Origin of the sequence: Paracoccus sediminicola, assembly GCF_027912835.1 — a bacterium.
GTDB lineage: Bacteria > Pseudomonadota > Alphaproteobacteria > Rhodobacterales > Rhodobacteraceae > Paracoccus > Paracoccus sediminicola.
Genome location: NZ_CP115768.1, coordinates 2,814,569 through 2,839,472 on the forward strand (window position 1 = coordinate 2,814,569; position 24,904 = coordinate 2,839,472).

General features: G+C 62.9%; 20 protein-coding genes. 9 read left to right on the forward strand and 11 right to left on the reverse strand.

What is annotated here, in order from left to right; all coding sequences use genetic code 11:
• Positions 1-51: 51 nt before the first annotated feature.
• Entirely contained in the window at positions 52-819 is a 768-nt protein-coding gene (locus PAF18_RS13815) for an SDR family oxidoreductase (protein ID WP_271116275.1), read from the reverse strand.
• A 1-nt stretch (position 820) separates the two neighbouring features.
• Positions 821-1,525 carry a GntR family transcriptional regulator gene (locus tag PAF18_RS13820; protein WP_271116276.1) on the reverse strand — a complete coding sequence of 235 codons (705 nt, stop codon included), beginning with the start codon at positions 1,523-1,525 and terminating at the stop codon, positions 821-823.
• Positions 1,526-1,680: 155 nt separating this feature from the next.
• Between PAF18_RS13820 and PAF18_RS13825 the strand changes: the two genes are divergently transcribed.
• The 6 genes from PAF18_RS13825 to PAF18_RS13850 all read left to right on the forward strand — a co-directional run bounded on the left by PAF18_RS13825 (position 1,681) and on the right by PAF18_RS13850 (position 9,341).
• A complete protein-coding gene (locus PAF18_RS13825; protein WP_271116277.1) occupies positions 1,681-2,931 on the forward strand; it encodes an ABC transporter substrate-binding protein in 1,251 nt (416 codons plus the stop codon).
• A gap of 69 nt (positions 2,932-3,000) precedes the next feature.
• Positions 3,001-3,879, forward strand: coding sequence for a branched-chain amino acid ABC transporter permease (locus PAF18_RS13830; protein ID WP_271116278.1), 879 nt, complete (start codon positions 3,001-3,003; stop codon positions 3,877-3,879).
• Between the two features lie 4 nt (positions 3,880-3,883).
• Positions 3,884-6,397, forward strand: coding sequence for a branched-chain amino acid ABC transporter ATP-binding protein/permease (locus tag PAF18_RS13835; RefSeq protein WP_271116279.1), 2,514 nt, complete (start codon positions 3,884-3,886; stop codon positions 6,395-6,397).
• A complete protein-coding gene (locus PAF18_RS13840; protein ID WP_271116280.1) occupies positions 6,394-7,320 on the forward strand; it encodes a 3-hydroxyacyl-CoA dehydrogenase in 927 nt (308 codons plus the stop codon). The genes PAF18_RS13835 and PAF18_RS13840 overlap by 4 nt, the downstream gene beginning before the upstream one ends.
• A gap of 11 nt (positions 7,321-7,331) precedes the next feature.
• Entirely contained in the window at positions 7,332-8,264 is a 933-nt protein-coding gene (gene kce / locus PAF18_RS13845; RefSeq protein WP_271116281.1) for a 3,5-dioxohexanoate:acetyl-CoA acetone transferase, read from the forward strand.
• 135 nt (positions 8,265-8,399) lie between these two features.
• Entirely contained in the window at positions 8,400-9,341 is a 942-nt protein-coding gene (locus tag PAF18_RS13850) for a phosphotransferase (RefSeq protein WP_271116282.1), read from the forward strand.
• A 10-nt stretch (positions 9,342-9,351) separates the two neighbouring features.
• Here PAF18_RS13850 and PAF18_RS13855 read toward each other — a convergent pair whose 3' ends face one another.
• From PAF18_RS13855 to PAF18_RS13885, 7 genes are all read right to left on the reverse strand, one after another.
• Complete coding sequence (locus PAF18_RS13855; protein ID WP_271116283.1) at positions 9,352-10,407, reverse strand: glycosyltransferase family 4 protein; 1,056 nt, start codon at positions 10,405-10,407, stop codon at positions 9,352-9,354.
• A complete protein-coding gene (locus tag PAF18_RS13860; protein WP_434802262.1) occupies positions 10,404-11,963 on the reverse strand; it encodes an ABC transporter permease in 1,560 nt (519 codons plus the stop codon). Before PAF18_RS13860 ends, PAF18_RS13855 begins: the two co-directional genes overlap by 4 nt.
• Before the next feature lie 26 nt (positions 11,964-11,989).
• Entirely contained in the window at positions 11,990-12,793 is an 804-nt protein-coding gene (locus tag PAF18_RS13865) for an ABC transporter ATP-binding protein (RefSeq protein ID WP_271116285.1), read from the reverse strand.
• Complete coding sequence (locus PAF18_RS13870; RefSeq protein WP_271116286.1) at positions 12,783-13,781, reverse strand: ABC transporter substrate-binding protein; 999 nt, start codon at positions 13,779-13,781, stop codon at positions 12,783-12,785. The genes PAF18_RS13865 and PAF18_RS13870 overlap by 11 nt, the downstream gene beginning before the upstream one ends.
• A 66-nt stretch (positions 13,782-13,847) precedes the next feature.
• Positions 13,848-14,750, reverse strand: coding sequence for a lysylphosphatidylglycerol synthase transmembrane domain-containing protein (locus PAF18_RS13875; RefSeq protein WP_271116287.1), 903 nt, complete (start codon positions 14,748-14,750; stop codon positions 13,848-13,850).
• Positions 14,747-16,345 (reverse strand): sulfatase-like hydrolase/transferase, encoded by a 1,599-nt coding sequence (locus PAF18_RS13880; RefSeq protein WP_271116288.1) that lies wholly within the window; start codon positions 16,343-16,345, stop codon positions 14,747-14,749. Before PAF18_RS13880 ends, PAF18_RS13875 begins: the two co-directional genes overlap by 4 nt.
• The gene (locus tag PAF18_RS13885) at positions 16,345-17,088 is read right to left on the reverse strand and encodes a CDP-alcohol phosphatidyltransferase family protein (protein WP_271116289.1); all 744 of its coding nucleotides are present in this window, start codon (positions 17,086-17,088) and stop codon (positions 16,345-16,347) included. The genes PAF18_RS13880 and PAF18_RS13885 overlap by 1 nt, the downstream gene beginning before the upstream one ends.
• A 498-nt stretch (positions 17,089-17,586) precedes the next feature.
• Here PAF18_RS13885 and PAF18_RS13890 point away from each other — a divergent pair, with 498 nt between their 5' ends.
• From PAF18_RS13890 to PAF18_RS13900, 3 genes are all read left to right on the forward strand, one after another.
• Complete coding sequence (locus tag PAF18_RS13890) at positions 17,587-18,450, forward strand: hypothetical protein (RefSeq protein WP_271116290.1); 864 nt, start codon at positions 17,587-17,589, stop codon at positions 18,448-18,450.
• A gap of 140 nt (positions 18,451-18,590) precedes the next feature.
• The gene (locus tag PAF18_RS13895) at positions 18,591-18,842 is read left to right on the forward strand and encodes a helix-turn-helix domain-containing protein (RefSeq protein WP_271116291.1); all 252 of its coding nucleotides are present in this window, start codon (positions 18,591-18,593) and stop codon (positions 18,840-18,842) included.
• Position 18,843: 1 nt separating this feature from the next.
• Complete coding sequence (locus PAF18_RS13900) at positions 18,844-20,145, forward strand: type II toxin-antitoxin system HipA family toxin (RefSeq protein ID WP_271116292.1); 1,302 nt, start codon at positions 18,844-18,846, stop codon at positions 20,143-20,145.
• A gap of 43 nt (positions 20,146-20,188) precedes the next feature.
• On the opposite strand, the gene PAF18_RS13905 is transcribed toward PAF18_RS13900, so the two are convergent.
• Both PAF18_RS13905 and PAF18_RS13910 read right to left on the reverse strand, forming a co-directional pair.
• Positions 20,189-23,635, reverse strand: coding sequence for an ATP-binding protein (locus tag PAF18_RS13905; protein WP_271116293.1), 3,447 nt, complete (start codon positions 23,633-23,635; stop codon positions 20,189-20,191).
• Positions 23,632-24,870 (reverse strand): metallophosphoesterase family protein, encoded by a 1,239-nt coding sequence (locus PAF18_RS13910; RefSeq protein WP_271116294.1) that lies wholly within the window; start codon positions 24,868-24,870, stop codon positions 23,632-23,634. Before PAF18_RS13910 ends, PAF18_RS13905 begins: the two co-directional genes overlap by 4 nt.
• Positions 24,871-24,904: the final 34 nt, after the last annotated feature.

Here is a 24,904-nt window from a genome sequence, read left to right on the forward strand (position 1 = left end):
GCGAAGGTTCCGGGCGGCTTGGGCGCAGGCACCGTGCCGCCTGCGCCCTGTTCAGGTCAGCATCCGGGTGTCGCCGCAGATGGAAATGGCCTGCCCCGAAATATGCCGCCCGAGCGAGCTGGCGAGGAACAGGATCTGATCTGCAATCTCGCGCGGGGGGACATAGTCACGGATCGAGGTATAGGAAAACGCCTCGGCCTCGACCTCGCCGACCGAGCGACCCTGCGACTGAGCTTTGGCCTCGAGCACGCGGCGCTGACGGTCCCCGGCGACGAGGCCGGGCAGGATTGCATTGACGCGGATGTTGTCGGGACCGAGCTCGACCGAGAGCGATTTCGTCAGGCCGACTACGCCCCATTTGGCCGCCGCATAGGGTGTGCGCAGCCCGAAGCCGACTCGTCCGGCGACCGAGGACAGGTTGATAATCGACGGGTTGGCGCTTTTGCGCAGCGCATCAACGGTTTGGCCGACGGCAATGAACTGGCTGGTCAGGCAGATGTTCAGACATTGATCCCAGGCGGCGCGGTCCAGATCCTCGATCCGGCCTGTCGGCCCGGCGATGCCCGCATTGTTTACCAGACAATCCAGCCCGCCAAGCGCGCCGACGGCATCATCCAGAAAGCCGCGCAACGCCGCTTCGTCGCCGACATCGACATGCCGGGCCAATACGCCCGCAGGCAGCGTGTCCAGAGACGCGCGGTCAATGTCGCAGGTGGCGACGGTTGCGCCTTCTTCGATGAATCCGTCGAGGATCGCGCGACCGATCCCCGAAGCTCCGGCCGTTATGATGACCCGCGCGCCTTCCAGTGCCAGTTTCATCTCAAATCTCCTCTTCCGAGCGTCCCAGAATGTCACGCGACAGGATGAAATCCGCAGCCGAGCGGATATCCTCCGCCAATGCCGCCGCGGCTGCGTCACCGTCGCCTGCGATCAGCGCATCCACGAGCTTGCGATGATTTTCGACCGATGCCGCGTTGCGGCTGCGTCGCACCTGCTGTCCAACATCGAGATTGATGATCGGCCCGGCCTTCAGCCACAGCACCGAAATCACCTCGGTCAGCATCGGAGAGCCTGAACGCGCATAGACGTCGAAATGCAGCGCCTTGTTGGTGCGCACAGCCTCGCGCACGTCGTGGCTTTTCATGCTGTCCCGAAAAGCGTTTTCCAGCATCCGCAGCCGTGGTTCCTCGCCTGGGGTGACGTGCGCGGCGGCGAGGCGGGCGGCGAAGCTTTCGTTGTGGATGCGGATCTCGGTCAGGTCCTGAAACTCTGCGCGGCTCAGCACCGGCACCCGAACCGCCCGGTTCGGTGCCACTGACAGCGCGCCGCGCGCGACCAGACGTGTCACGGCCTCGCGGACGGGCATCACCGAGACGCCCAGCTTTTCTGCCAGCTCGCGCATCGACATCCGGTCGCCCGGCGCCAAAGCCCCGGAAAGCAGCATCTCGGAGAGCACGTCATGCACTTGCCCGGCCAGCGGTCTGCGGATCTTGCTGTTCGAGGCGTGTTCAGTGAGATCAGTCATAAGCGGTTCCGCAGGGCATATTTGCTGATCTTACATCTGCGATCACAGTTGGCAAGCCGCCTATTACTCATAAAATACTTGACGAATCACGTCCCATCTCAAACTGTGATCTCAGTTTGGCGCGGTGCCGCGTCGATGAGGAGGAGGAAGAACTCATGGCTTCATCTCGTTTAGATCGCAGGGGTGTGTTGCGTCTGGGCGGCGCATCGGCAATCGGGCTTCTGGCCAGCCCTGCCATTCTGCGCGCGCAGGACGGGCCGTTGGTGCTGGGCCACCTGACGCCGCGCACAGGATTTCTCGGCCCGCTCGGCGATTATGCCGTGATGGGGATCGAGATGGCTGCCGAACAGATCAACGCCAATGGCGGGATACTGGGGCGGCAGGTTGAGCTTCTGATGGAGGATTCGGTTAACCCGCAGACCGCCTCGACCAAGGCGGACCGCATGATTCAGCGGGACAATGTTGCCGCGATCATTGGGGAAATCTCTTCGGCTTCGGCTCTGACGATCGGTCAGACGGTCGAGCGCAACCAGACGCTTTTCTTCAACACCGGCGCGAACTCCGACGCGCTGCGCGGCGAGGACTGCAAGCGGCATATGTTTCATGTCGAAACGCAGAACGTCATGTATGTGAATGCTGAAGGGCAGCATTTCCTTAACGAAGGGATGGTCGACGGCAAGCGTTGGTATATCCTGACCGCAGATTACGCATTCGGTCATGACCTGCTTGCAGCTGCGCGGGCCTTTCTCGATCGCAACAACGGCGAGATCGCGGGCGAGGATCTGGTGCCCACCGATGCAACCGATTTTTCCGCATTCATGTTGAAAATCCGTGAGGCCGAGCCGGACCTCGTTGCCCTGAATCTTGCCGGGACGCAGATCACCAGCTTCTTCAAGCAATATGGCGAGTTCGGGCTGGACTTTCCGGTGGGTGGGTTCGGTTTCGACACTGCCTCTGCCTGGGCGGCGGGCGCGCAGAATTTCCGTGGCACCTGGCCGAATGTCTGGAACCACCTGCTCGACATTCCTGCCTCGCGGGAATTTGCGGCATCCTTTACCGAGAAATACGGGAAGCCGCCCGAAAACCAGGCCTGGGGCGATTACATGGCGCTTTATATCGTCAAGCAGGCCTTCGAAGAGGCAGGCGGCACGGATTCGGCGGCGGTGATCGAGTATCTCGAATCGTCCGACGCGAAATTCGATCTGCTGAAAGACAGGCCGGGATATTTCTACCCCGAGAACCACCAGCTGTTGCAGGACATCTATGCGATCACCGCGCTCCCGCCGGATGAGGTCGAGAACGAGTGGGATATCTTCACCGCGTCGGGCGCGCTTCTGGCCGAGGATCAGCCGCTCGAGGATCTGTTGAAGGACGCCGTTGGCGGCAGTTGCAGCTTCAGCGCCTGAGCGCTGCCACACGACCCGGAGCCCGCCGCGGCCCCGGGCCTTTCCCAGATACGCAACCGGGGTGACCTCATGTCGGTGTTTCTTTTTGTGTCGCAGCTGCTCAACGGTCTGCTCGACGGATTCTATTATCTGCTGATTGCGCTCGGCTTGTCGCTGATCTTCTCGCTCGGCGGCATCGTGAACCTGGCGCATGGGGCGTTCTTCGCCCTTGGCGCCTATATGGCCGTGCTCGTGACACCCTATCTGGGCTTTTTCGGCGCGCTCATCGTCGCGCCGCTGATGGTGGCCTGCATTGGCGTGGCGGTTGAGAGGCTGCTGTTCACGCGGTTCTATCGGGTGGACCCGCTTTATTCCCTGCTGCTGACATTCGGGTTGGCAATGGTGATCGAGCAGGCCCTGCGATGGAGCTTCGGCTCGGCGCCTCTGGCCTACGACATGCCCGGGCTGCTGCGCGGACAGGTCTCCATGGGCGATTTCATCTATTCCCGCTATCGCATTTTCCTGATTGTCGTGGCCGTCACCGCGGTTGCGCTGCTCTGGCTGCTGCTGAACCGCACTGCCTTCGGGCGGATCGTCAGGGCAGGGATTCAGAACCCCGATATTCTGGGGGCCATGGGCATCTCGCTGCGGCCCTATCTCTCGGCAGTGGCGGCGATCGCGATCGGGCTGGCCGGCCTGGCCGGGGTGCTGATGGCGCCGATCGTGCCGGTGCATCCGGCGATGGGGATCGAGGTGCTGACCGCTGCCTTCGTCGTCGTCGTGATTGGCGGGCTCGGGTCTTTCTGGGGCGTGGTCGTCTCGGCCCTGCTTGTCGGGCTGGTCAAGGGTTTCGTGACCGCGCTCGGCTTTACGTCATGGTCGCTTGCCGCGATCTATCTGCTGATGTTCATCGTCCTGCTGATCCGTCCGCGCGGTCTGATGGGCGAGCGGATCCTGCGTTTCGAGTAAACAGATGACATCCTATCGCAACCTCGTCGTGCTCGCCGCCGCGCTGATCGTGCTACCGTTCCTGCTGCTTGCGGTCGGGCTGACCACCACCTCTGCCTCGGAGGTCGCTATCTTCGCCATGGCCTGCATGGGTCTGAACCTTCTGGCGGGCTATACGGGCCTGGTCTCCTTCGGTCACGGCGCCTGGTTCGGGACCGGCGCTTACGCAGCGGCGTTGATCGCGCTAGCCATGCCGGGAGAACAGATGCTGCTGCCGCTTCTCGGTGCGGTGCTGATCGTGGCCGTTTTCGCCGCGGGTTTCGGCGTGCTCATGCTGCGGCGGCGCGGTGTGTATTTCTCGCTGATGACTCTGGCGCTTTCGGCACTCGGCTTTGCCGTAGCGTTTCGCTGGACCGGGCTGACCGGCGGCGAGAACGGTCTGGGCGGCGTCGAGCGCCCGCCGCTTTTCGGGATCAACCTGAACGATGGCTGGAATTTCTATATCCTCGTCGCGCTGATCCTGTTTGCGGTCGCGGTGCTTTTGCTGAGGCTGGTCAATTCGCCGCTCGGCAGCGTGCTCGAGGCGATACGCGAAAACGAGGAACGCAGCCTCGCCATCGGCTATCCGACCCGGCATTACAAGCTGGCGGCCTTCGTTGTCTCGGCCTCGGTCACCGGGCTGGCGGGCGGGTTGCTGCTGTTCCAGAACAGGCTGACCTCGGCCGAACCGATGTCGATCCAGTTCTCGGGCGAGTTGCTGGCGATGACGGTGATCGGCGGAATGCGCGGCTTTCTCGGCCCGGCACTCGGGGCGCTGTTCTATATCCTGTTCCGGGAATACCTGTCGATCTACGCCGAAAACTGGCTGCTCTGGTTCGGGCTGATCTTCATCGGGTTCGTCCTGTTCGCCCGCGACGGGCTGATCGGCATCGGCCGTCAGGTGATGGCCAGGCTGCGCCCCGGTCCCGATCTGGATGCCGCCATGGCAGGACGCCGAGCCGAGGCGCTGCCGCTGCCCGAGATGCTGCGCCGCGCGCCGGAAGAAGGCGGCGGAACCGTGCTTGAGGCGCGCGGGATCAGCAAGAGCTTCGGCGGCTTCAAGGCGGTGGACGGGATCGACCTTTCGGTTGCGGACCGCAGTCTTCACGCGCTGATCGGCCCGAACGGAGCCGGCAAGACCACGGCCTTCAACCTTCTGACCGGAACGCTTGGCAGCGACAGCGGCAGTGTGACCCTTGCCGGGCAGCAGGTCGCCGGGCAAAGCATCGACCGTGTCGCCGATATGGGGATGGGACGCTCGTTTCAGATCACCAATCTTTTCCCGGATCTGTCGGTGAAAGAGAATATGCGCCTCGCCGTGCAGGCTGGCGATAAGCGGCGCATGAACCCGTGGCTGAATGCGCAGCGCCTCGATGAGGTGAACCGGACCACGGCGGCGATCCTCGAATGGGTGGGTCTGGGCGGTATGGAAGCGGCGCAGGCAGGCTCGCTTTCCTATGGTGGGCAGCGCCTGCTGGATCTGGGCATTGCGCTGGCCTCGCAGCCGCGCGTGCTTCTGGCAGACGAGCCGCTTGCCGGTCTGTCCGTGGCCGAACGAGAGCGGGTCGGCAATCTCATCAAGCAGGTCTCGGCCGATATTCCTGTCCTTCTGGTCGAACATGATATCGACCGCGTGTTCGACCTCGCGGATCATGTGACAGTGATGAACGAGGGCCGGGTGTTGCTGGATGGCAGCGTCGATGAGGCCCGCAATTCCGACGAGGTGCGCGAGATCTATATCGGCTCTGGCACCGCCGAGGTCGCCGCCGGGGTTCACCACGGCCAGCCGGGCGATGCGATCGCGGTGCTTGATCGGGTCAATGTGCATTACGGCAAGAGCCATATTCTGCACGATGTCAGCTTCGAGATCCGACAGGGCGAGATACTTTCACTTTTGGGCCGGAACGGGGCGGGCAAATCCACGCTGCTAAAGGCGATGGTGGGCATCGCGCCGATCAGCTCGGGCAGCCTGACGCTCAACGGTCGTGAGCTGGCCGGGCTGGATTCTGCGACCATCGCGCGGGCCGGGATCGGCTATGTCCCGCAGGGCCGGGGCCTTTTCGCCGGAATGACCGTTCGCGAAAATCTCGAACTCGGTCGCCTGCGCCGCCGCACCGGCGAGGGCAGCCATTGGAGCGAAGAGCAGATCCTGGATTTCTTCCCCCGCCTTGCCGAGCGGATGGACACCGAGGCCGACAAGCTCTCGGGTGGTGAACAGCAAATGGCTGCGGTGGCGCGGGCGTTGTCGGGCGACACGCGCATCCTGTTGCTGGATGAACCCTTCGAAGGGCTGGCCCCGGCCGTGGTCGAGCAGCTTTTCCAGGCCTTCGACCGCTTGCGCGATACGCTGTCGATCGTCATCGTCGACCATAATCTGGATCTCGCTCTTGCCTTGTCGGACAGGACGGTGGCGCTCGAGATGGGCAGGGTCTTCCATGAAGGCCCCTCGCGAGAGCTGTCGGAGAATCTGGAATTGCGGCGGGAGGTGCTGTGGCTGTGACGGAACATCAGGACAGGCCGGTCATCGCGATCATCGGCGCCGGGCTGATCGGCAGGGGCTGGTCCATCGTCTTTGCCCGCGCGGGGCTTCCGGTGCGGATCTGGGACCCCGATGCCGGATTGCGTCGCGCGCTGCCTGCGCGCATCGCGGAGATGCTGCGGGCGGTCGGCATGGCGGAGGAGGTTTGCGAACAGATCTCGGTGTTCGACAGTCTGGCAGATGCGCTTTCCGGGGCATCCTATGTGCAGGAGAACGGGCCCGAAAAGCTGGAGGTGAAGCAGGCGCTTTTCGCCGAGATGGACGGGATCGCCGCGCCCGACACGGTCCTTGCGTCATCCAGCTCGGCGCTTGTCGCTTCGCGTTTCGGCGAGGGACTAAAGGGCCGTGCGCGCATCCTGGTGGCGCATCCGGTTAACCCGCCCCATCTGGTGCCGGTGGTCGAACTGTGTCCCTCGCCGGACACCGCGCCCGAGGTGATGGACCGTGCCGAGGCGTTGCATCGCCGCGTCGGGCAGGTGCCGGTGCGCATGAGCCGCGAGATCGACGGTTTCATCCTGAACAGGCTTCAGGCGGTGGTGCTGGCCGAGGCGATGTCGCTGATCGGTCAGGGCATCGTCAGTGTCGAGGGTCTGGACGACACCATGCGGCACGGGCTCGGACGACGTTGGACGCTGATGGGCCCGCTCGAGACGATCTATCTCAACGCGCCGGCTGGCGTGCCGGACTACCTTGAACGCTACGGGCCGATGATGGCCGGGCTGGCCGACAGTGCTGCGCGGGGCGAGGCCTTTACGGCGCAGACGGCAGAACGGCTTGCGGCTGCCTTTCCCCCGGCCGATCATGTTCCTGAGCGCAGCGCGCAGCGCGATGCGAAACTGGCCGCTCTGGATCGGCATCTCAGACGATATGACACCGAGGACTAAGGACTGATCTCATGGCCACGACACGCAAGACCATCATCACCTGCGCCGTGACAGGCGCGATCCACACGCCCTCCATGTCGCCGCATCTGCCGGTCACCGCCGAAGAGATCGCCGATGCCGCGATCGGGGCGTCCGAAGCCGGGGCGGCGATCGTCCATCTTCATGCCCGCGATCCGCAAGACGGGCGGCCCGACCAGACGCCCGAGGCGTTCAAGCCCTTTCTTCAAATCATCAAGCAGCGCAGCCCCTGCATCGTGAACATCACCACCGGCGGCGCGCCAACCATGTCCATCGAAGAGCGAATCCGCCCCGCCGAAACATGGCAGCCAGAGGTCGCCTCGCTGAATATGGGAACGATGAATTTCGGCCTGTTTCCGATGCTGAACCGTTTCGACGCCAAGCTGGAACATGAGTGGGAGCGCGAGTATCTCGGCAACAAGAACATCGTCTTTCGCAACACATTCGGCGATGTCGAGCATATTCTGACCACGCTCGGCGCGCTCGGCACGCGTTTCGAGTTCGAATGTTACGACAGTTCTCATCTCTATAATCTCAAATATTTTCTGGATGCGGGCTTCGTGAAGCCGCCGCTGTTCATCCAGACCGTGTTCGGGCTGATGGGCGGGATCGGCGCGCATCCCGAGGACGTGATGCATATGAAGCGCACCGCCGACCGGCTGTTCGGCGATCAGTATCGGTGGTCGGTCCTTGGCGCAGGGAAGAACCAGCTTCCCATCGCCGCGATCTCGGCGTCTATGGGCGGGCATGTGCGCGTCGGGCTGGAGGATTCGCTTTGGGCCGGGCCCGGAAAGCTGGCCGAAAGCAATGCCCAGCAGGTAGGGATGGTGCGGCAGATCATCGAAGGTCTCGGGCTGGAAATCGCTTCGCCGGACGAGGCGCGCGAGATCCTGTCGCTGAAAGGGGCCGATCAGGTTGCTTTCTGACGACAAGATATTGCCAGAATAATATTGACCGGGTTCAGCGGCTTCCGCGTGATCCCGAGTAATTTACTGTGGATAGACCTTCACCGACGGCGCTCTGACCCTTAGCTTGTTAACAACAGCAAAAAAGGGGGAGGCATGGAGCGTCAAATGCCCGAGGCAAAAGACGCGGCGCTGATCCGTGACATTGCCGCGTTTCTGTCCAGCCGCGAAAAAGGCTCCTGGCAGTTGCGACGGGTGGTCAGCCGCGATAAATCCGAGGGCTTCGAGGCCGTATTCCATGCCCGTGCTGCGGATGGTCGCCAGCTTGCCGTGAAGCAATGCGCCCATCCGCGCAAGACGATCAACGAATATCATGCGCTTCAGCGGCTCGCAGAGAGTTCGGGAGAGTCGCTTCGCGCCTTTGCATTAGATCCGCAATCTCGCTTTTTCGCGATGGAGTGGGTCGACGCGCCACTTGTCAAACAGATGATGCATGAACCCAACCGGCTGGAACTGATCCAGGCGGCGGGCCGATGGCTGCGACGTCTTCACGACCGGACCTGGCGGACGACGCCGCTGCGTGATCCGGCGATGGAGGGCGCGCTGCTGATCGACCCGCAGGGGTCCTGCTTCCGGGAACTCGACCGCAGACTGGCCCGCCGCCGCCGCCGGCTCGGGATCCGGCGCAGCGGCCATGCTCTGCTGCATACTGATTATCATATTGGCAATATCTTCGCCGGTCCGAACGGGCTTATTCCCTTCGATCCAACGGCGCGGCGGCGCGGCATGCCGGTGTTCGATCTGGCGGATTTTCTGACCGTGTTGATGGTCTATCGCCATCACGCGGCTTTTCAGGGACGCCCATGGCCGGACAGTCGAGCCGTCGATCGCCGCGAGTTTTTGAAAGGTTACGGGCGGTTTTCATGGCCGCAGCGCCGATTAATGGGTTTTGCGCAGGATCTGAAGATCGCGCGCATGTGGCATCACCACGCCAAGCTGCGGACGCTGACACCGCTTCAGAAGGCTGAACATGAACTTCTGGACGCCGAGATGCGCCGTCGCGGGTTGCTTCCCAAAGCGCTATCCGCAGCTGGCTAAGCGCGATCGTTCAGCCGAATGCTGGCCCGTCCAGAACCGCACCCGCGGCACGGGCGGTATCGCTCCAGCCCGGAAGACCGGACGCAAGCCGCGCCGCCGCCCCGGAAAGCCGCGCGCGCTCATCTTCATTCTCCAGCAACTGGCGCAGAGCATCCGCGAAGCGGGCGCTGTCGTCGGGCGGCACGAGCAGGCGCACGGCCTCGGGGATCGTATCGGGGACCGCGCCGGTATCGCAGCTGACGATGGGCAGGCCATGGCTCAGAGCCTCGTCGAACACGATGCCATATCCCTCGTAGCGCGTCGCAAGCGCAAAGATCGACGCTTCGGAGAAGAGCCGTTGCAGCGCGTCATCCGGCAGCTTCCCGGCCAGTATGATCCGATCCGACGCATTGCCGCGCGAAATCATTTGCGCCAGCTCATCGGCATGATCCGGATGCCAGCGCCCGCCGACGATCACCGCGCGCCAGTCAAGATCGGCCAGTCGCGACAGGGCTGCAATCAGAATATCATGCCCCTTGCGCGGATGGAGGATCCCGACCGACAGGATCAGCGGCGGAGACACACGCGCCGTGACACGGCGCGGCTTGTCGATTCCGGGGCGCGCGATGCTGATATGGTCGGGCGAGACGCCGTATCGCTCGACGAGGATTGACTTTGTATGCGGGCTCGGCACCAGCACATGCCGAGCGAGACGCAGATTGTCGCGCTCGGTGCGGAACAGGTGATCGGCGCGCTGCGGATCAAGCCCGCTTTCAAGTGCCAGGGGGTGATGGATCATGGCAAGGATCGGCGCGCGGACCCGGGCCAGACCCCTCGTGGCGATGGCCCCGAAGACCAGCCCGTCGAGGATCAGCACGCGGTCCTCGGGCAGCGCCTGCAACTGATCGATCGCGGCCGCCATTTCGGCTTCCGAGGGGTCGGGGAAGCTCGCCGGAAGCTCCAGATGCTCCACATCGCGGCCCTGATCGCACAGCCCCTGCAGAAGCCGGCGCTCATAGATATAGCCCCCCGTCACCGTGTTGATATCGCCCGGTATGGCGAAGACAGCGGAGCGAAGCGTGGTCATCGCCCGACCTGTTCGGCGGCATAGACGCTCAGCACGCGCTGTTCCAGCACGGCGACGGCGGCGTGGCACAGCACCGTGAGCAGCGCCACTGCGACGACCGAGGCCCACAGCATGTCGTAATCCGACAGCGACGCCGACAGCGCCATCAGGCTTCCGACGCCTCGTCCGGTCGCCAGCCATTCGACCACAGTCACGGCCAGGATCGCGGCCGGCACGCTCATCCGGGCGGCCGCGAAAAAGGCAGGCAGCATCGCCGGGATGCGGACATGGATCAGCCGCCGCAGCGGGCCCGCGGCATAGCTGTCGAACACATCCATGATCTGCCCCGGCCCCTGCTTCAGCCCGTGAAGGCAGGCGACGAAGGTCGGGAAGAACACCATGACGGCGACCAGAACCACCGTGCCGAGTGCGCCGCGCCCGAGCGCCAGCACGATCAGCGGCGCCGTGGTGACAATCGGCACCGAACGGAGCGCCACCGCCACGGGCATCGCCACCGAAGCGAGCGCCGGGATCAGGATCAGCAGCACCGCCAGCCCGGCCCCAAGTGCCAGCCCGGCCAGATAACCCGGCAGCACAAATATCGCCGTTTCGGCCAGCGCTGCGCCGAGGGTCTCGCGGGTCTGGGCTGCATCGGGGGCGAGGAACAGCGCACCCCATACGTCTCCGGGTCGCTTCGCGAAAAACCTGTTCAGCCCCAAAAGCTCCATCGCGCCCCACCAGAACAGCAGTGCCAGGCCGCCGATCACCGCGGCGCGCAGCACGACGCGCGTGACGCTGCTCGCCGGCCCGGCGGCGGGCGGGGCGAGGATCACGGGCGGCTTGTCCTGCAACACTCGCTCGGCCAGCCAGCCGATCGCGGCATAGGCGATGATCGAGATCGCCGCCGCCACGCTGGCCAAGGCCCAGATCGCGGGCACATCCATCGCTCGCAGAAACCGGACCGTCAGCACCCCCATGCCCCGTTCGGCGCCGGTGAACTCGCCCACCATTGCGCCCAGAAACGCGGCAGGCGCGGCGATCTGAAGCCCGGCGAACAGATAGGGCAGCGAGGCGCGGGCGCGGATATAGACCAGCTCGGCCCAACGCCCGCGGCCATAGCTTTGCACCAGATCGAGCCAGACCGACGGCGCCGCGCGCAGACCGACCATCAGCGGGATCAGCGTCGTGTAATAGACCGCGAGCGCTGCCAGCCAGATCTGCGGCCCGTTCCCCGGCCCCAGAAGCACACGCAGGATCGGGCCGGTGGCGACGAGCGGCAGGCAGAAGACCAGCAGCGCCAGCCCCATCACGGGCCTCTGCGACGAGGGCCACGCGAGCGCGATCCCGGCAAGCGCGACGGCGGCCAGATTGCCGGCGAGAAAGCCCCATGCCGCATTGCCCAGCGTCTCACCAGCGGCACGACCCAACAGCGAGGCGTTCTGCATCAGCCATCCCGAAACTTCGGACGGCGCAGCGAGGATATAGCTGCCGCTCAGCGCTTGCGCGCCCGTTTCCCATAGCATGAGCAGAAAAAGAATGCCGAGCGCGGTCGGAACGCCGCCGCGGATGCGCGCCATCCGCAGATCGGTTTGCGCCGCACCGGTCATTCGGCGGCCTGGCCGTGAATGCCATGCACCCCTTCGGCGAGTGCCTCGGAGACGCGGGCGGTCAGTTCCTGAAACGCCGCGCTGCGCGTGATATGGGCCCGCCGCGGACGAGGCAGGCCGATGGAAATATCCCCCACGATCCGGGCGGGGCGCGGCGACATGACCAGCACCCGGTCGCCAAGCAGCACCGCCTCATCGACGGAATGCGTGACCAGAAGCGTGGTGGTGCCGCGTTCTTCCCACAGCCGGGGCAGCTCTTGTGCAAGCTGGCGACGGGTCAGCTCGTCCACTGCGCCGAAGGGCTCGTCCAGCAACAGCAGGCTCGGCCGGGTCACCATGGCGCGGGCAATGGCGGTGCGCTGCCGCATCCCGCCGGACAGCGCCGCGGGGCGTGTGTCGCCGAAACCGCTCAACCCGACCAGCCCGATCAAGCGCGCAACGGCTTCCGGGTCGGCTGGCTTGCGGGCCAGTGTCCGGGCCAGGGCGATATTGCCGCTGACCGTGCGCCAGGGCAGCAGCGACGGGTCCTGGAACGCCATCGAGATCGCCCCGCCGCGCTGCATCCGTTCAGGCGGCGCGCCACCGATGCGCACCGTGCCGCCGCTCGGCGTCTCAAGCCCTGCGACAAGGCGCAGAAGCGTGGATTTGCCGCAGCCGGAGGGTCCGACAATGGCGGTCGTGTGCCCCGCGGCAAAGGTCAGATCCAGCGGCGGCAGAACCTGGACCCCGCCCCGAAAGGCCTTGCTCAGCCCGGTGCAGACGATCTCTGGCGGCGCATCCGGGTTCGCGTCAGCTTCCATGGATCTCTTCTAGGATCGAGCGATCCCATAGCTCTGGCGAGACCTCACGCCCAAGCAGCGCAAGGGTTTCGATATTGGCGGCGACGGTATCGTCGGTCCACCAGCCAAAGCCGTTCTCGTCGGTCAGCTCGGAAAACATCAGCGGTACCTGCCGCTCGGCCTGGAGCTGCTGCGTCGGCAGATCCAGCCCGGCATCCGGGAACATCTCCAGCGTCAGTTGCGCCGCGGCGTCGGTGTCCCTTCGATAGGCCTCCCATCCGCGCAGTTCGCCCGCCATCAGCCCGACCAGCTCAGTGCGGCGATTGGCAAGGCTGTCCTCTGTGGCGATATAGGTCTGGCTGTGCACTGCATAGCCGTGATCGGCCATCAGCATGGTGATGCATTCGATGCCCTGAATGGCCATCGCCACCGGCAGATCGGTTTCCCAGCACAGAAGGCAGTCCACTTCGCCCGAAACCAGCGGCTGCGCAGAATACTGCGTCGGCACGATCTCGATCGCATCGATATCCACATCGTTGATGCTGCACAGCGCCTGAAGCACCGGCGTGTTGGCCAGCGCCATGCCGATGCGCTTGCCCTCCAGATCGGCGGGCTCATTGACAGGGTTCTCGGGCAGCGAGGCGATCACGAAGGGGTTCTTCTGCATCGCCACGCAGATGATCCTGAACGGCGCCCCCTCGGCCACGGCGGCGGCGGTGTAATCCGCTGCCGAGATCCCGACGAGAGCATTGCCAGACACGACTGGCGGTTCCACCGGCGCGTTCGGTCCGCCCTGCTGCAGCGCGACCTCCAGCCCGGCATCGCGCCAGAAACCCCGGTCCTGCGCGATATAGCTGCCAGCAAACTGCACGGAATGCAGCCAGGACAGTTGCAGGCTCACCGGCGTCTGTGCAGCCGCCCGCATCGGGCGCATCCCCAGGGGCAGCGCGGCCAGCCCGGCACCGCCCGCCGCCAGAAGACGGCGTCTCGTCAAAAATGTCATGCTCATGCCGGGGCTCCGCTCTGGTTGGGTCAAAGGCCAATATCGGAGTAACGGTCGGGAGAAATGATTAGTTCAATCCCGTGACACCCTGCGGCGAGTTGTCGCCAGCAAAATCGCGATGCCGGGCAGCGTGCTGACCAGAAAGACCAGCCCGAAAGCGATACTCGCGGCGAGCCCTGCCTCGCTGCTTGCACCGGCCAGTGGAAAAAGCGCCGCCGCCGCGCCTTCGCGCAGGCCCCAGCCGCTGATCGAGATCGGCAGCAGCATGGTGGTGATGATCAACGGTACCAGCACCATCAACGCCGAAAGCGGCAATGCGGTGCCGGTTGCGCGGGCGCAGGCGTCGAAGGCCAGAAGATTTGCCGTGGCGGTGCCAAGGCTCAGCGCGATCTGCAGGGGCAGAACCTCGCGGCCCATGGACCGGCCGACGGCAATGCGCAGATGGCGCATCCTCTCGCCAGGCAGATACAGCAAGGCCAGCGTCAGGATCAGGATCGCAGCGGCGATGGCGGAGACAAGCCCGAGAACCGCTGTCGGCAAGCCAAGCCCGCCCGGCACAAGCGTGACCGCCAGCACCGCCGTCAGCATCATGCCGAAGATCGCGGCCTGACCTGCCATGCGTTCGATCACCACGGCCTCGGCGGCGCGGGTCAGCCCGGCGGCCCGGCGCGAGCGCACCGCCCGACCCATATCGCCCAGAACGCCGCCGGGGAGGGATTGGTTGACGATCTGGGCAAGATAATACTCCCTCACCGCAAGCGATGGCGGGATGCGCAGCCCGAGTTGCCGGGCGGTCAGCCTCCACCTCGCCGCAGAAAGCAGGGTCTGCGCGGACAAGATCAGCAGCGCCGCGATCAGCCAGCCCGGCCGCGCCTCGCGGAGCAGATGCAGTGCCGCCTTGCCGTCAAGCCGCATCCACAGCAGCGCCATCAGCGCAAGCGCCACGCCAATCTGCAGAAGGCGGCGCGTCGTCATGGCGGCGCGACCCTCGCGGCGTCGGAGAATCCGAGCAGCATCAGATCGCGCATCGCCTCCATCGGCAGCGGATCAGTGTCAGCCGGCGGAACCAGCCCTGGCGCGAGACCCCATGCCGCGCTGCGGGCCACGAGCGCCTCGGGGCCGATGAGGTGGACCGGCACGTCGCGCCTGTCGTCCAGCGCGATGCTGGCCGCAGCCTGATGGTCGCCCAGAACGATCATGAGCGGCGGCGCATCGGCATGGCGCAGCGCATAGCCGGTCACGACGCGCAGAACATAGTCTATGGATTTGCGATATTGCTGCCGCACCCGCGCGCGATCCTGCCAGACGATGCGCGGCGGGTCTCCTGCCTCTGCCATCTCGTTAAAGATCTGCCCGTCGCCAATTTTTTCCCAGTCGATCATGGACGGGATCGGCACCCATGGCGCGTGGGACGAGATCAGCGCGATCTGCGCGAAGACCGGGCGCGGATCGGTGTCGCCCTCTGCCAGCAGCCGGTCAGCCGCCGCCAGCGTGAACTGGTCTGGCATGGTCACCCAGTTGAACGGCTTTCCGCGATAGCCCAGATCAGCCGCTGTAAACACATCATCGAAGCCCATGCGCTGCGCCTCTGGCCAGGGCAGGGTGATGGCCGGCATGATCGCCGCGGTGCGAAACCCCGCGCGCTGCGCATGATGGAACATCGTCTGCCGCCCGCTTGCCAGCGCGGCAAGATAGCGGGACTGGTCGCTGATCCAAAGGCCGTTGGCGAAGCTCGCATGGGCCAGCCAGCTCTGCCCGCCCTGCGTCGGCGAGGTCAGAAACCCCGAACGCATCGACAGCCCGGCCTGTCGCAGCTGCGCTTCGGCTTTGCGCAGCACCGGCAAATGCGTGTCCGCGTAGAACGGTGTATCGAAGCTCGTCCGACCATAGCTCTCGATAAAAATTACCAGAACGTCGCGGTTGATAGCGCTCAGCAGACCGTCCCGCCTTTTAAGCGGATCGCGCTGCGCCGCAGCGCGGAAGGCGCGCAGGTCAGTCAGGCTTTGCCGGGCGGTCTGCGCGGTGCGGATGGCGAATTCGGTGCTGCCGCCGACCGGCCCGCTCAGTGCGAAAATACCCGCCGCGGCGGCGCCGAGCGTCAGGATCGCGGCCGGGCGCAGTCTCGGCGCGATCCGTGCCCAGACCGACAGCGCCCACCACAGCGCCACCGCCAGCCCCGACAGCAACGCGATCAGCGCCAGCGCAAGGATCAGCGTCGCCGCCGTGCCAAAGCTTCCGGCGAGGATGCGCCGCGTGGCCTCTATCAGCGGCAGGTCCGCCACCGGGTTGAAGCTGCGCCCAAGCACCTCCCGCGTCGCCAGATCGGCGATTTTCAGTGCCACGATCGAGACCAGCGCCGCGGTTATCGACACCAGCAGGATGCGCCCGGTCCTGCCACGCCCCAGCATCACCGACAGTGCCAACAGCAATGGCAGTTCAGGCGGCAGGCTCAGCAGCGCCTCGGGAGAGAGATCTTCGGGTCGATGCGGCAGCACCAGCACGAACCACAGAACCAGAGCCGCACAAGCCGCGCGCAGCGGGCCGGGTGGCTGAACCGCCTCCGGCCTCATCACCGCCGCGCCCGGAGCCACAGAATATCGGCGGCAAAGGACCAGAGGACGAGGCCAAGCGCTGCCCATGATAACCCGTCCGCAAGCGGACCCGGCAGGGCGGGCAGCTGAAGCAGGATCAGCGTTGCCAGCTGCGCGACGCAGATCGCCTTACGTCGCCAGCGCTGCGGCAGCGGTGCCGTCAGCCACGGCCAGACCATCGAGGCTGCTGCAAAGAGATATCTTACCAGCCCGAGCGCCAGGACCGGCGCGCCTGCGGCGCTGCCGAGATAGCCATGCACCGCCAGCAGCAGCGCCAGAAGCGCGTCGATCTCGAGATCGAAACGCGCGCCGAATGACGAGGCGAGCCCGCTGCGCCGCGCCAACCAGCCGTCGATCCCGTCCAAGGCCAGGGCGACGCTGGCAATCGCCGCAACAGTCCAGCCCGCCGCCATGCCTGACAAGAGCGGTGAGGTCAGGCTGAGGATCATGGCCGCGCGGATCATGGTCAGCGTATTGGCCGGCCCGACCCGGTGAAGCGGGTAGTGCCGCACCATCAGCCCCCGGATCAGCAGCCACAGCAGCACGAACCCGATGACGGGCAGTACCCACCCGGAAACCCCGATCGGCCGCAACGCCGCGCAGCAGATCAGCAACGCGGCACATCCTGCGAGCCCGGCGCCGAACAGTCCTGCCTGAAGATGATCCTGCCGCCGACCCCGCATCGCCCCGCGTAGCCGAGCCTCGCCGCCGATTTCGCTCATCAGGCGACGTTATGGGAATGCAGCCTCGCGTCAAGCTGTGTCGCCATGCTCGCCCTGCCGGTGAGGGAAAAGCGAGCGAGGCGCGTCCGACGCCGCCGAGGGCCGGCTGGGGGAAGGCGATTGCGAAAAGCGTTGGTGACCCCGGCAGAAGATAAACCGCTCCAGCAAAAACAGACACTTAGACTGTCTAACCCCGAAACCTTGCCCCATTGAAAACATTGGGGAATTTCCCGGCTTGTCCAACCGCAGAACCGAAAAAGAAAAACGCCGAGGCAGCGGCCACTGCACTCGGCGTCATTTCGTTGGAAAACGACAGTTCCTACGCTTGTCTGCATACCATGCCGTTGCTGCTCAAGGCAAGTTAGATGGCTTTCCTGCCGTTATGGTTGGGTCTGACATGTTGGGTGGGCCGTCGGAGAAGTTCTGCTCGTTCACCACGGCAAAAAGCTCGCTTGCGAAGAATTCGCTGCCCTATTGTTGTGGGGGTGGAGAAGTCCAATGAGCTGGCGTATCGCAAATGAATGCGCCGAGCGCCGTTTTGGCAGTGCCGCGCGCAAGCAGATCATCATGTTCCTGGCCGACAAGGCCAGCGATGACGGCTCAGGCATTTGGTGCTCAAAAGGAACCATCCAGCGCCACACGGAACTGGGGGAGACGACCGTGAAGCGGACCATCTCCGACTTCCTGAGCGAAGGCATCCTTGTTGAGACCGGGCGCCGTCCCTGCCGCAACGGCTATACCGTCGTTTACCGCATCATGATTGATCGCATTCGTACGCTTGAATCCATCGGTGAGCCCGAGCTCGACACGGGGTCCACCATGGACCCCGTCCAGCCTGGACCCGGTACGGGGTCCATAGTGGACGGGGTACGGGGTCCACAGCGGACCCCAAACCACCCTAAAACCATCCATAAACAACCTACGCGCACACGCGAGGCGGCGGAGGAGGTAGAGAACCCTGAAACCGAAAAGATCCTTGCAGCCTACCCGAAGGACAGGATCAGGAACCGACGGACGACCCGAAGCCTAATTTCAGCAGCGTTGAAGGAAAGCGCGGTCCCCGATGACCTGCTACAGGCGGTGAAGGCCTACGCGAAAGAGAGCGAGGGCTATACGCGTAGCAAGGTCTGTTTCTCGGACAACTGGTTCAAGATGCGCCGATGGGAGACGAGGCTCACGCAAATACAGGCTGACCGCGAGAAAGCAGTGGAGGCTGAAACCAAAGGGCGCGCCAATCTTGTCGGATGGATCCGAGACCGCCACCCCCTGTGCCGCCATATCACCCAACGGCAAATCGATGGGCTCATTGCCTCGAAAATGGTGACGGCTGAGCAAGTACTTGCGGCGGGTCTGCATCCATGAGCTTGCTTACCAGACTCGAAAATCAGGCCCGAACTATACCTGGCACTTATGATCAATGGATCATAGAATTGATTTATGGCTTCGAAGCCATATTGACAAATTATGATCGATGGGCCATTTGGCGTTATGGGAGAACCGCCATGAAGCATCTTGTCCGCACGCCAAAAAACATCGGCCATGCCATTCGCGAGGCCCGAAAGGCCAAAAGCCTGACCCAGACGGACCTCGCCGCGATGAGCGGTGTTTGGCAAGAGACCATCTCCAAGATCGAGAACGGCAGCGGCGGTACCAAGCTGGAAACGATCTTCGAGTTGCTCGCGGCTCTTGATCTTGAACTCACGGTCACCGAGCGCAGCAAGGGTGCCTCTGACGGGTTCGAGGATATTTTCTGACATGGGCCGCAAGCGCAGCTACACACCGCTGAACGTGTTCCTGAACGCGCGGCTTGTCGGCCAGTTGGTGCGGGAGTCCTCAGGCGGCATCAGTTTCGCCTATGCCCGAGAATGGCTCGACTGGGAGCACCGGATGCCTGTTTCCCTGTCCTTGCCGCTGCAGGAAAACCGCACCGTCGGCGCGCCGGTGATGGCGGTATTCGACAATCTGTTGCCCGACAGTGACCTGATCCGCCGTCGGGTCGCGGAGCGCGTTGGCGCTGAAGGCGTGGATGCCTTCAGCCTGCTGTCACAGATTGGGCGCGATTGTATCGGCGCGTTGCAGTTTCTACCCGATGGGCAATCCCCACAGCCAATGAACGAACTTAGCGGTGAGACGGTGGACGACGCGCAGATCGAAGCCATTCTGAACGATCTCGACATCGCGCCGCTTGGCATTCGGCGTGAGAATGATGTCCGCATTTCTGTCGCAGGCGCTCAGGAAAAAACGGCCCTTCTGCGCAAGGACGGTCAGTGGATCGAACCAACCGGCACGACGCCCACCACGCATATCATCAAGCCGCAAATCGGCCGGCTGCCCAATGGCATGGATCTGTCCGACAGCGTGGAAAACGAATTCCTGTGCCTGAAGTTGATGGAGGCCTTCGGCCTACGGGTCGCCAAGGCCGAAATGGCGCGGTTCGGCGAGAAGAAAGCCTTGGTCGTTGAGCGGTTCGATCGGCGATGGACGTCTGATGGCCGGTTGATCCGCCTGCCGCAGGAAGATTGCTGCCAAGCATTGTCCGTGGTGCCCACGCAGAAGTATCAGAACGAGGGCGGCCCAAGGATCGCGGACATCATGAGCCTGCTGCTCGGGAGTGATGACGCCAACACAGACCGGAGGGACTTTTTCAAAGCGAATGTCCTGTTCTGGCTTCTGGGCGCGACGGATGGGCACGGCAAGAACTTCAGCATCAGCCTCCTGCCAGGCGGCCGCTTCCGCTTGACGCCGCTGTACGACATCCTGACCGTTCAGCCGACCGTCGACGCTCGGCAGATCGAGCGAAAGCAGTTCCGGCTCGCCATGAGTTTCGGCAACTCAAATCACTACAAGGTGGCGGATATCGTGGGGCGCCACCTTACGGAAACCGGCGTGCATTCCGGATTGTCCCGCGCGGCCGTGCAGAGCTTATTCGACGAATTGCAGGATACCGCGCTCGAGCGCGTTGATGCCACCCTCAACCGACTGCCAGGCGATTTCCCTGGGGCGCTGATGTCTTCAATCGAGGCGGCCGTGAAGGCCCGACTGTGCCTGTTGGGTTGAGGGCGGAAAGGTGGAAGATGGTATGAGGTTGCCAGCCCTAACACTAGGCCACTTGATGAATTTGCACCCCCTCGCCGCAGACATCTCGCGCAATATCGACAACGTGCTGGTGATGAGTCAGGTAGACTGCCTGCCCACGCCGCCCGATCCGCTCCATGACGCGGCAGGCTGAACGCGTGCGCTCCTCGTCGAAAGTCTCGAAAATGTCATCGCAAAAGAAGGGAAGCGCTGCCCCCTGATCTGCCAATTGCTCATAAGCTGCTGCCCTTAGGGCAAGATATAGCTGGAACCGGGTGCCCTTTGACATGTCTTGGGCCTGCTTCGCCATTCCTGCAGAATCAATGGCAAGAAGGGTTTCTGAGTTTCCATCCACTTGGGTTTGGAGCGTTGAATAGGCGCCGTTGGTTAGTTCCGCGAAAGCGGTTTCGGTAGCTTGCATCATCATGCTGCGATGAACGTCGCGATATCGGCGGATCGCTGTCTCTGCGAGGCGGTGGCCGAGGCTCAGCTCGAGATGCCGTAGGGCATTCTCCTGCATTTCGATCTCAATGGTCGCCTTGCGCTCGACGAGAAGGGCAACATCAGCGTCACCGCCGATGGATCGGAGCTGTTGCTCGGCCGCGCTGCGGGTCTCAATTGCCGCCTTGTAGTGCGTATCAATGCCCTCAAGATCGGCAATGACCTCATCCAGCTGGGCCTGCAATCCGGCTTGTGTTGCACCAGTGAGGAAAGAACGCGCTTCCTCGGTATTCTTGAGATCAAGAAGTGTGGCGACCTTTCGCTGTTGTTCCAGTCGTTTTGACCGGCTGTCGATAACGTCCGAAGCCCTATTGACAGCCTGCCGCAGAGCGGTGAGAGATCCCGTGTCAACGTCGTCGGGAAAGGCACGCGCCAGCTCAGCCACCATGCGGTTGATATCGCCGAGGGTTTTTTGCGCCGCCGCCATTGACGCTTCATGCGCATTGATGCGCTTTGCTAAATCCTCGGCCGTTTTTTCTGCCTCAGCAGCGCTCTGAACCAGCGCCTTCATCTCGGCATAATCAGCCATTGGCTCGCCAAGGGTCATGGTGCCAAGGCGCGCGATCAACGCCTCGACGCCTTTGCCAAATTGGGCCTGATCCTCTTCCATGGAAGAGATTTGCCGCTCCAGCAGCCCCCTTTGCGTGTCGAGCTCGCGCAAATCCTGGAGGGGTTTAAGCGCGTTTTCGAGGGCATTCACGTCGATGATGTCCGGCAGCACATGTTTGATCAGCGCGAGCCAATCGCCGCGGGCAGTCGTGGCTACGTCTTCAAGCGCTGAGAGTTTATCGGTGCGCCTTTGGTGGTCCTGCGTAAGATCGTTGAGCCGCGATGAAGCGCTTCGTAGCCGTTCTTGATGGCTACGCTGCGCTGTCAGGCTCGCTTTTGCGGCGCCGACAAGCTCTTCGAATTCTGGTGTATCCCGATTGAAATGCGCCGCAAGCGCTTGGGTTAACCGATCCGCTTTCTGAAATGTATCCTGGTGCTCAGCTTCTAGTCTGCGCAGCGTGTCTTGGGCTTGCCTGGCGAGATCGAGTTTGCGCAGCCAAGAGCAGAAGGTGTCGGGGGTAATCGAGGTTTTGATGCCCGCATCGCGCGCCGCACCGGCCATTCGTTCCAGTATCTTGTCGCGCGCTCGTGTGAGTATGGCGACCTTCTGTGCCGCTGTTTCCAGCTTTGCCTGATCGGATGCAAGATCCTGCTCTTGTTGGCGCAGTGTCCCGAGATCGGCGGCCTTTGAGAGCCGCAGGTCTGTCACTGTGTCAACGCGCGCCATGGCACCCTCGAACGCGTCTGCAGTTGCAGCACTCAGGCTTGCCCGATGTGCCTGCCAAAACGCGTCGCGTTCTGTGCGCAGGTGGCGGGCCTCGGCATCGTCAACCAACCCATCACTGTCTTTTATGACGGCAATCCGCGCGGCGCGTTCCTCCACGGTGGCCTCAATCGACTTGACGTCTTCTTCTGCAGCACGGATTTTTTGAACGGTAATCTGCAGCTCGCTATGCTGTGCTTCCGCCTCCTCAGCGGTCAAGGGGCTGACCGGCAGAGCTTCAAAGCTCTGTCCCTTGAGCGTGAGCGCATCGAATGCCACATGTCGTGCGCCACGCGCGGTTTTCAACGCCTCTGACGCGGCTGCATAGCGCGCAGAAAGCGTATCAATGTCGAAGCGCTCGAAGAGATCAGCCAAGTCAGCAGAAGCGGATGTGCCGTCATTCAGCTCGGCGAGCTGCGTCTTCGCGAACCGGACTTTGTCATTGAGGGTCGCGACCTCATCTTGCTCATGCCTGACAGCGGCATCAGCATCACGCATCCGATCCCGCGCTTGTTCAAGCTCTGACAAGGTGGCGGCCGGCAGGACAAGTGCCTTTGGGTCAATATCCTCGGTGATGCCCATGTCGCGAACGGCGATACCCATATCAACCAGAACCTGATCGCGGTTCTTTCGCCGACGGTCTAAGTCCAGTTGGGCGGCCGCATATTTGCTTCTCAGGGGATCGAGGTCTTCCAGCGCCTGCGCGAGTGCCACGTGCTCCGGATGATGCTTGATCGCCCCCAGTTCCGCACGAAGACTTTCCAGCTCTTCTTTGAACTTGGTGATGTCGCCGGTGGCCTTAGTCTGGTTGGCGAGCATCTGAACCAGATCCTCTGGGTCAACATTCAGCTGCGTCGGCCAGTTTTCAAAATCCGCCAGCTTGTCATCAAGCTCATCAATCTCATGCAGGATCGGCAGCGCCTGAAGTTTGGCCTCTAATTGCGCCTTTAACGCAAACAACTCCTTACGCCGCCCGGAAACCTCGGTTTCCTCCTGTAATGCCACGCCGAGCGCCTTCTTCAAGCTGCGATATTGCGCGGCGGAGATGTCAAGATCACGGATTTGTCCTTCGACATCGGCCAGTTCTTTTTTCAAAGCCGCGAGCCGGGTTGTGCTGGCCCGTTTGCGATAGAGGGTATCGGCCTGCTCTCGCACGGTGTCGAGAACTGCGGAAAGCTCGCTGATCCCTGCCGCGGCTGAAAACAGCAGGCGCCCGATATCGCCTTTGGCTTTCGTAATCTCCTCGCCGCCTTTTTCGATGGTCAAATCATCAAGGCACAGCAGGTTCCGGTAATCGTCTTCAGACAGCCCGCCAAGATGGGCCTGCAAGGCGCTGTTTGGCAATTCCCGGCCCTCGGCATCGCGCAGAGAGGGATCGCGAGTCGGCATCCGCGTAAAGCTTGTCTCAGCGCCATCAATATCCAAGAGCCCCGTCACGCGAAGGTTCTTGCGTTGATGCAAGAAATCGTAGGGCTCGCGGTGCGGGAACCCATAGAGCAACCGAAGATAGCCTTCCATGGTCGTGGTTTTGCCAGCCTCGTTCAGCCCATAAATGACATGGAAATCCGGCGTGTTGGCGTCACGGCGCGCTCCAAAATCGAATGACTTGCCGGAAAACCGGCCGAAAAACTCCAGATCGAGCCGACGCAGACGCATCATTCAGAAGCTCCCTTCATCGAGGCGAAGAGATGCTCTGATCCGGCTTTCGCCAGTTCGTCTGTAAGAGTTGCAAGCGCTGCAGGATCCGACAGGAGCGCGGTCCGGCATGCAGAGGGTAACTGCGATAGAACCTCCTCCACTTCTGCCTGCGCCTGGGCCACAAACCCATCCTCAGCCGCTATCTTGGCCATGAGCTGACCGAGCTCCTCTGTCGCGCTTTTGTCAGATGCCACTCGGGGCGCCTCAAGCGCAAAGCTGAGTTTCTCAACCCAAAGCCGGCCCGTTTCTTCCGCGATTTGCGTGACAGTTTCAAACCAGACGTCCCGGTCTCGGAGCACATGCCAGTGCCTGGTTGTGTGCCCAGCCAGCGAAAGCCGTAAGATTGTGCGCTCCGCACGGCCAAGCTCCGAGGTCATTTCATGAAGATCGGCCCGGATTTTCTGACGGATATCATCATCGCTTTCAGCGCCAGAGAGATCAACGGCATGGCTTAGGAATAAGACAACCGAGGTTGGGATTTCCGTTACCGTGATCTCTTCCTCATCAATGCTCAGAAGCGTGGCGGATTTGCGCCCTGCTTCACCGATGTCACGCCCCTGTGGGATACCGGGCATCACGACCCAGGGCGCCTCAGAATGCACCTGCCGTTTGTGCACATGGCCGAGCGCCCAATAGTCAAAACCCATGGCTGCAAGCTCAGCCACCGAACAGGGCGCGTAATTGTCATGCCCGACGGCGCCCCCAAGAGAGGTATGCAAAATCGCAATATTGACCGCACCGGAAACGGGCGCGGCGAATTTGTTGAGAAGACTGTCTGGAGCGTGCTTGCCGCTGAAGCTCACACCGTGGATCCAGATATCGGTATCGGCCAACTGGACTTTGCCGCCACGACCGTCAAACACATGGACGTTATCGGGCAGCGTGACTTCGCCTGTAATCGGGTTTTCTGCATCATGGTTGCCCTTGATGTAGAAGACAGGGATGCCCGCCACCTGAAGCCGCTCAAGTTGCGCTGTCAGAAAGGCCGCCGTCTTGGCGCTGCGCTGCGCGCCATCATATAGGTCGCCAGAGATCAAAAGTGCCGCCACGTCCTCCGAGAGGGCGGTGTCGATAATCCTAACGAAAGCCGAGCGTGTGGCAGATTGTATATTTGCACGTAGTTGCTCATCACGAAGCGCCAAAGAGGTCAGCGGCGAGTCGAGGTGAATATCGGCAGTGTGTAAGATCTTGATCAATCTCGCATCTCCGGGTTGAAACGTACTTTCTCAA